Source organism: Streptomyces synnematoformans, assembly GCF_039531005.1.
In the GTDB taxonomy this organism is placed as follows: Bacteria; Actinomycetota; Actinomycetes; order Streptomycetales; family Streptomycetaceae; genus Streptomyces; species Streptomyces synnematoformans.
In genome coordinates, this window is record NZ_BAAAPF010000398.1 from 1 (window position 1) to 5541 (window position 5541).

At 73.2% G+C, this 5541-nt stretch carries 6 protein-coding genes; 5 read left to right on the top strand and 1 reads right to left on the bottom strand.

What is annotated here, in order from left to right; genetic code table 11:
* Positions 1 to 68: 68 nt before the first annotated feature.
* Together mutM and ABD317_RS32910 are read left to right on the top strand one after the other, a co-directional pair.
* Positions 69 to 923 carry a bifunctional DNA-formamidopyrimidine glycosylase/DNA-(apurinic or apyrimidinic site) lyase gene (gene mutM / locus ABD317_RS32905; protein WP_344294876.1) on the top strand — a complete coding sequence of 285 codons (855 nt, stop codon included), beginning with the start codon at positions 69 to 71 and terminating at the stop codon, positions 921 to 923.
* Positions 924 to 1225: 302 nt separating this feature from the next.
* Complete coding sequence (locus tag ABD317_RS32910) at positions 1226 to 1648, top strand: TIGR03668 family PPOX class F420-dependent oxidoreductase (protein ID WP_344294867.1); 423 nt, start codon at positions 1226 to 1228, stop codon at positions 1646 to 1648.
* A 93-nt stretch (positions 1649 to 1741) separates the two neighbouring features.
* Here the strand turns inward: ABD317_RS32910 and ABD317_RS32915 are convergent, their stop codons facing one another.
* Positions 1742 to 2716, bottom strand: a complete 975-nt coding sequence (locus ABD317_RS32915; protein WP_344294869.1) for a CAP domain-containing protein — start codon at positions 2714 to 2716, stop codon at positions 1742 to 1744.
* Positions 2717 to 2858: 142 nt separating this feature from the next.
* Here ABD317_RS32915 and ABD317_RS32920 point away from each other — a divergent pair, with 142 nt between their 5' ends.
* The 3 genes from ABD317_RS32920 to ABD317_RS32930 all read left to right on the top strand — a co-directional run.
* Positions 2859 to 3140: an acylphosphatase gene (locus ABD317_RS32920; RefSeq protein ID WP_344294871.1), complete on the top strand. Its 282-nt coding sequence runs from the start codon at positions 2859 to 2861 to the stop codon at positions 3138 to 3140.
* Between the two features lie 288 nt (positions 3141 to 3428).
* On the top strand, positions 3429 to 3629 hold the full coding sequence (locus tag ABD317_RS32925; protein WP_018839639.1) for a hypothetical protein: 201 nt from the start codon (positions 3429 to 3431) through the stop codon (positions 3627 to 3629).
* Between the two features lie 242 nt (positions 3630 to 3871).
* Positions 3872 to 5541 (top strand): chromosome segregation SMC family protein (locus tag ABD317_RS32930; RefSeq protein ID WP_344294874.1); only part of this gene is annotated, 1670 nt, incomplete at its 3' end.

Consider the following 5541-nt stretch of genomic DNA (forward strand, 5'->3'; position numbering starts at 1 on the left):
CGCCGCGGACGGCGACGCCGCCGCGGGCTCCGCCGGGGCGGCGCAGGCCGCCGACCGGTAGCGCGGCGATGCCGGAGCTGCCGGAGGTCGAGGTGGTACGCCGCGGCCTGGCGAAGTGGGTCGCGGGCCGGACGGTGGCGTCCGTCGAGGTGCGCCACCCCCGGTCCGTACGGCGGCACCCCGCGGGCGCGGCCGACTTCGCCGCCCGGCTGACGGGGCACCCGCTGGGCGAGCCGCGGCGCCGCGGCAAGTACCTGTGGCTGCCGCTGGCGGACGCCCCGGAGTCGGTGCTCGCGCACCTCGGCATGAGCGGCCAGCTGCTGGTCCAGCCGGAGGCGGCGCCGGACGAGAAGCACCTGCGGATCCGGATCCGCTTCGCGGACGAGACGGACACCGAGCTGCGCTTCGTCGACCAGCGGACGTTCGGCGGCCTGTCGCTGCACCCGGACGCGGCCGGAGGGCTGCCCGACGTCATCGCGCACATCGCCCGGGACCCGCTGGACCCGGCGTTCGACGACGCGGCGTTCCACGCGGCGCTGCGCGGCAGCCGGACCACGATCAAGCGGGCGCTGCTGAACCAGTCGCTGATCAGCGGCGTCGGGAACATCTACGCGGACGAGGCCCTGTGGCGCTCCCGCATCCACTACGAGCGCCCCACCGCCGGGTTCACCCGCCCCCGCACCGCGGAGCTGCTCGGGCACGTCCGCGCGGTGCTCAGCGCCGCGCTCGACGTCGGGGGCACGAGCTTCGACAGCCTCTACGTGAACGTCAACGGCGAGTCCGGCTACTTCTCCCGCTCGCTCGACGCGTACGGCCGCGAGGAGGAGCCCTGCCGCCGCTGCGGCACCCCGATCCGCCGCCGGCCGTGGATGAACCGCTCCAGCTACTTCTGCCCACGCTGCCAGCGCCCCCCGCGCCCCTGACGCGACCGCGGCCGCCGCCGCGGCCGGAGCACGGGGCGCCGACGGCTCAGAAGCCGAAGAAGTGCCGACCCGCTACTTCGGCCTGCATCGTTCAGGACGAGCAACGTAGGAGTCCCGGGTGCCCCGTCCCCCACCCCCTCCGAGAGAGGGCCGGGGCTCGGGGCGGAGACAGGAGCGGCGCCCCGGAGAGCCGGGCCGCGCGGCGAGCGGAGCGAGCCTTGATGAGGTAGGGGAACCTGTAACAGCTTGCCTGACCGCACAGCCTGACCGCACAGTGCCGGCAGGGTGGGTACCTTCGGCTCATGAACCTCTCGGCGGTTGAGGCCCGCGAGCGCTTCGCCAGCTCTCCCGTTGCGCGGCTGGCTACGGCCGACAGGGCGGGCGTGCCGCACGTGGTCCCCATCACCTTCGCCGTGGATGGGGACGTGATCGTCTTCGCTATCGATCACAAGCCGAAGCGCGGGACCAAGCTGCGCCGCCTGCGCAACATCTCAGAGAACCCCGCCGTGTCGGTCATCGCTGATCACTACGCCGACGATTGGACCTCCCTGTGGTGGGCTCGTGCCGATGGACAGGCGGAGATCTGGGCAGACGGCGACAGCCGACTAACGGCCGTTGAGCTGCTGCGACAGAAGTACCGCCAGTACGAGGACTCGTCCCCACCCGGCGCGGTGGTCGCGATCCACGTCACGACCTGGACAGGCTGGGCCTTCACTGGCGGATAGTGGTGGGCTGCGGGGATCTACTTCGGCAGCGTGTCGTCCAGATAGAGCTGGACCGGCTTGAAGCCGATGACGGCACTCTGACCGGCCGGTTTCTCAGAAGCCGAAGTTCTGCGTCCACCAGGGGCCGCCGCCGGCGAAGTGCGCGCCGACGCCCAGGGTGCGGAAGTCGCAGTTCAGGATGTTGGCGCGGTGGCCCTCGCTGTTCATCCAGGCGTCCATCACCGCCCGCGCGTCGGCCTGGCCGCGGGCTATGTTCTCGCCGCCGAGGTCCGAGATGCCGTACTCCTGCGCGCGGTCCCACGGGTCGTCGCCGTCGGGGTCGGTGTGGTCGAAGAAGCCGCGTTCGGCCATGTCCTGGCTGTAGTCCCCGGCCAGCTTCGCCAGCTCCGGGTCGTTCGTCAGCGGGCGGCAGCCCGCCTGCGCGCGCTCCTGGTTGACCAGCCGCAGCACCTCCGCCTCCGCGGCGGTGGCGGCGTCGGCGGTCGGCTTCGAGCTGCGGGTGGGCTTCGAGGTCTCGGTCTTCGTCGGGGACGGTGACTCCGACTCCGTACGGGACGGGTCCGGGGACCCGGACGACGGCTCCGCCGAGTCCGAGGGCTCGCGCTCGGGCGCCGTGGTCGACGGCGAGGCGCTCTTCGACTCCCGGCCGTCCGCGTCCTTCCCGCCGTCCTTGCCGGCGCCCTTCTTCGCGTCCGGCGTCCCGCTCTCCGGCCGGTCCGAGCCGGGGCTCGCGGACGGCGACGCCTCCCGCGTCGGCAGATCCGCGGCGCCCTGCGTGCTGGGCGCCGGCGGGTCGCCGGCCTGGACGCGGTCGGCGGGGCCGCCGCCGTCACGGTCGAGGTCGTACCCGTTGCCGAGGACCCCGGAGGCCATCGCCACCGCGCCCACGGCCAGCGCCGCCGACGTGCCGAGCATCCCGGCGCGGGCCGGGCTCTGCTTGCGGTGCTGCCCCCGGGACCGCCCGGAGCCGTACACCTCGTGGTCGCCGTAGGCGCCGTACGCGCCGGGGGCGTCCCGGCGGCGGCGCGGAGAAGAGGGCTGGGGCTCCGAGCGTCTGTGGCGGCCCATCCGGCTGACCTCTCACGTCCGACGACAACTGCTTCACACGTTCACATCACCCACATGGGTGATTCGTTTGTCGCCAGACTGTACGCCATGCCCCCCGCCGCGCACGTGTCCGCGGGCCGATCGTCCGGATAGCGTGCGTCACATGAGCGCAGACGTCCGCATGACGGCCTGGGTCCGCGGCGTGGTCCAGGGGGTCGGATTCCGCTGGTTCACCCGCGCCCGGGCGCTGGAGATCGGCGGCCTCAGCGGCTTCGCCGCCAACCTCGGGGACGGCCGCGTCCAGATCGTCGCCGAGGGCCCGCGGGAGCGGTGCCAGGAGTTGCTGGAGTGGCTGCGCTCCGACGACACGCCGGGCCGCGTCACCGGTGTGACGGAGATCTGGGACGAGCCGCGCGGCGGATATCACTCATTCGCCATCCGCTGAGCACACTCCGCCATAAGAGCTGGTCCGACAGGTGTGACCAGCGGGTTGCCAACGGCTTCCGGGCGTGCCAAGCTCTCACCCCAGACGGGTCCCGCCGCCCCGGTCCGGCCTGCGTTTCCCCCGGCCGCACCCGATGCGGGGTGTGATCGTGTTGACCGTCAAACTATTTGGTGAGACGCTTGAAGCCCCGCGCACCCTAGCTGTTTGTGCCATGGGCAGACACGCGGGTGCGAATCCCTCACGACCCACACCGCTCGGTCGGTCACTCAGTGTGGAGGACCTTCAATCATGGCAAAGGCGCTTCTCGGTTACGTCGGCGGCACTGACCCGCGACTCCTCGCCGAGATGCGACGGCTGCAGCAGCGTGTCCAGGACCTGGAATCGGAGCTCGTCCGCGTCCAGGCCGAGAACGACATGCTCGCCGCCGCCGCTGCTCACAACAGCGAGTCACTGCTCGACGTATCCCAGGCGGAGCCTGCGCTCACCTGACATTCCCGCACCACCGTCAGGTCTGCACCTCAACCGCTTGAGATAACTGTCAAGGGACGCTTAACGGCGTCCCTTCGTCGTTTCCCGACCGGTCTCACGGATCCCGAGCAGGGAACCCGCCCCCGAAGCCGGCGCCCCGGGGTGCTGCTCAGTAAGTGATGTGCCCCGGCGGTTACCCAGTGAAACCGGCTTGCGCGATAGAGTCTCCGCCACATGATTCGTCGCCGGAGGAGAGCTCGCCAGTGCACTTGAAGGGCCTCACGCTCCGGGGGTTCAAGTCCTTCGCCTCCGCCACCACACTCCGCTTCGGGCCGGGTATCACCTGTGTCGTCGGCCCGAACGGCTCGGGGAAGTCCAACGTGGTGGACGCGCTGTCCTGGGTGATGGGGGAGCAGGGGGCGAAGTCCCTGCGGGGCGGCAAGATGGAGGACGTCATCTTCGCCGGGACCACCGGCCGGCCGCCCCTCGGCCGCGCCGAGGTCTCGCTCACGATCGACAACTCCGACGGCGCGCTGCCCATCGACTACGCCGAAGTGACCATCACCCGGACGATGTTCCGCAGCGGCGGCAGCGAATACCAGCTCAACGGCGACACCTGCCGCCTCCTCGACATCCAGGAACTGCTCTCCGACTCCGGCATCGGCCGCGAGATGCACGTCATCGTCGGCCAGGGCCAGCTCGACTCCGTCCTGCACGCCGACCCCTCCGGCCGCCGCGCCTTCATCGAGGAGGCCGCCGGCGTGCTCAAGCACCGCAAGCGCAAGGAGAAGGCGCTGCGCAAACTGGACGCGATGCAGGCCAACCTCGCCCGCGTCCAGGACCTCAGCGACGAACTGCGCCGCCAGCTCAAGCCGCTGGGCCGGCAGGCCGCCGTCGCCCGCCGCGCCGCCGTCATCCAGGCCGACCTGCGCGACGCCCGCCTCCGGCTGCTCGCCGACGACCTCGTCACCCTGCGCGCGGCGCTCGCCGCCGAGATCGCCGACGAGGCGGCGCTGAAGGAGCGCAAGGAGGCCGCCGAGGCCGAGCTGGCCGCCGCCCGCACCCGCGAGGCCGCCCTGGAGGAGCAGGTGCGCGCCCTCACCCCGCGGCTCACCGAGGCCCAGGCCGCCTGGCACGAACTCGGCCAGCTCGCCGAGCGGGTCCGCGGCACCGTCAGCCTCGCCGACGCCCGCGCCAAGCACGCCACCGCCGCCCCCGAGGAGGAGCGCCGCGGGCGCGACCCGGACGACCTGGAGCGCGAGGCGCAGCGCGTCCGGCAGCAGGAGGCCGAGCTGGAAGCCGCCCTGGAGGCCGCGGAACGGGCACTGGAGGACACCGTCGCCCACCGCGCCGAGCTGGAGCGGGAACTCGCCGCCGAGGAGCGGCGGCTGAAGGACGCCGCCCGCGCCGTCGCCGACCGCCGCGAACGGCTCGCCCGGCTCAGCGGTAAGGTCACCGCCGCCCGCGGCCGCGCCGCCTCCGCGCAGGCCGAGATCGACCGGCTCGCCACCGCCCGCGACGAGGCCGGGGAGCGCGCCGCCGCCGCGCAGGAGGCGTACGAGACGCTGCGGGCCGAGGTCGACGGGCTGGACCGGGACGACAGCGCGCTGGCCGACGAGCTCGCGGCCGCCAAGAGCGCCCTGCAGGCCGCCGAGGCCGAGCTGCGCGCCGCCCGCGCCGCCGCCGCGGGCTCCCCGGCCGCCCGCGCTGCCACCACCGCCCGCCGGGACGCGCTCGCCCTCGGGCTGCGCCGCAAGGACGGCACCGGCACCCTGCTGCTGGCCCGCGACAAGCTCACCGGCGTGCTCGGCCCCGCCGCCGAACTGCTCACCGTCGCCCCCGGGTACGAGGTCGCCGTCGCCGCGGCCCTCGGCGTCGCCGCCAACGCCTCCGGCCGCCGCACGGTTCCGCGCCGCCGCCTCGTACCCTGGAG

Excerpts from the sequence above, each read along its gene's own strand:
- ABD317_RS32910 (WP_344294867.1), top strand. The coding sequence starts at position 1,226 with ATGAACCTCTCGGCGGTTGAGGCCCGCGAGCGCTTCGCCAGCTCTCCC.
- mutM (WP_344294876.1), top strand. The coding sequence starts at position 69 with ATGCCGGAGCTGCCGGAGGTCGAGGTGGTACGCCGCGGCCTGGCGAAG.
- ABD317_RS32915 (WP_344294869.1), bottom strand. The coding sequence starts at position 2,716 with ATGGGCCGCCACAGACGCTCGGAGCCCCAGCCCTCTTCTCCGCGCCGC.
- ABD317_RS32920 (WP_344294871.1), top strand. The coding sequence starts at position 2,859 with ATGAGCGCAGACGTCCGCATGACGGCCTGGGTCCGCGGCGTGGTCCAG.
- ABD317_RS32925 (WP_018839639.1), top strand. The coding sequence starts at position 3,429 with ATGGCAAAGGCGCTTCTCGGTTACGTCGGCGGCACTGACCCGCGACTC.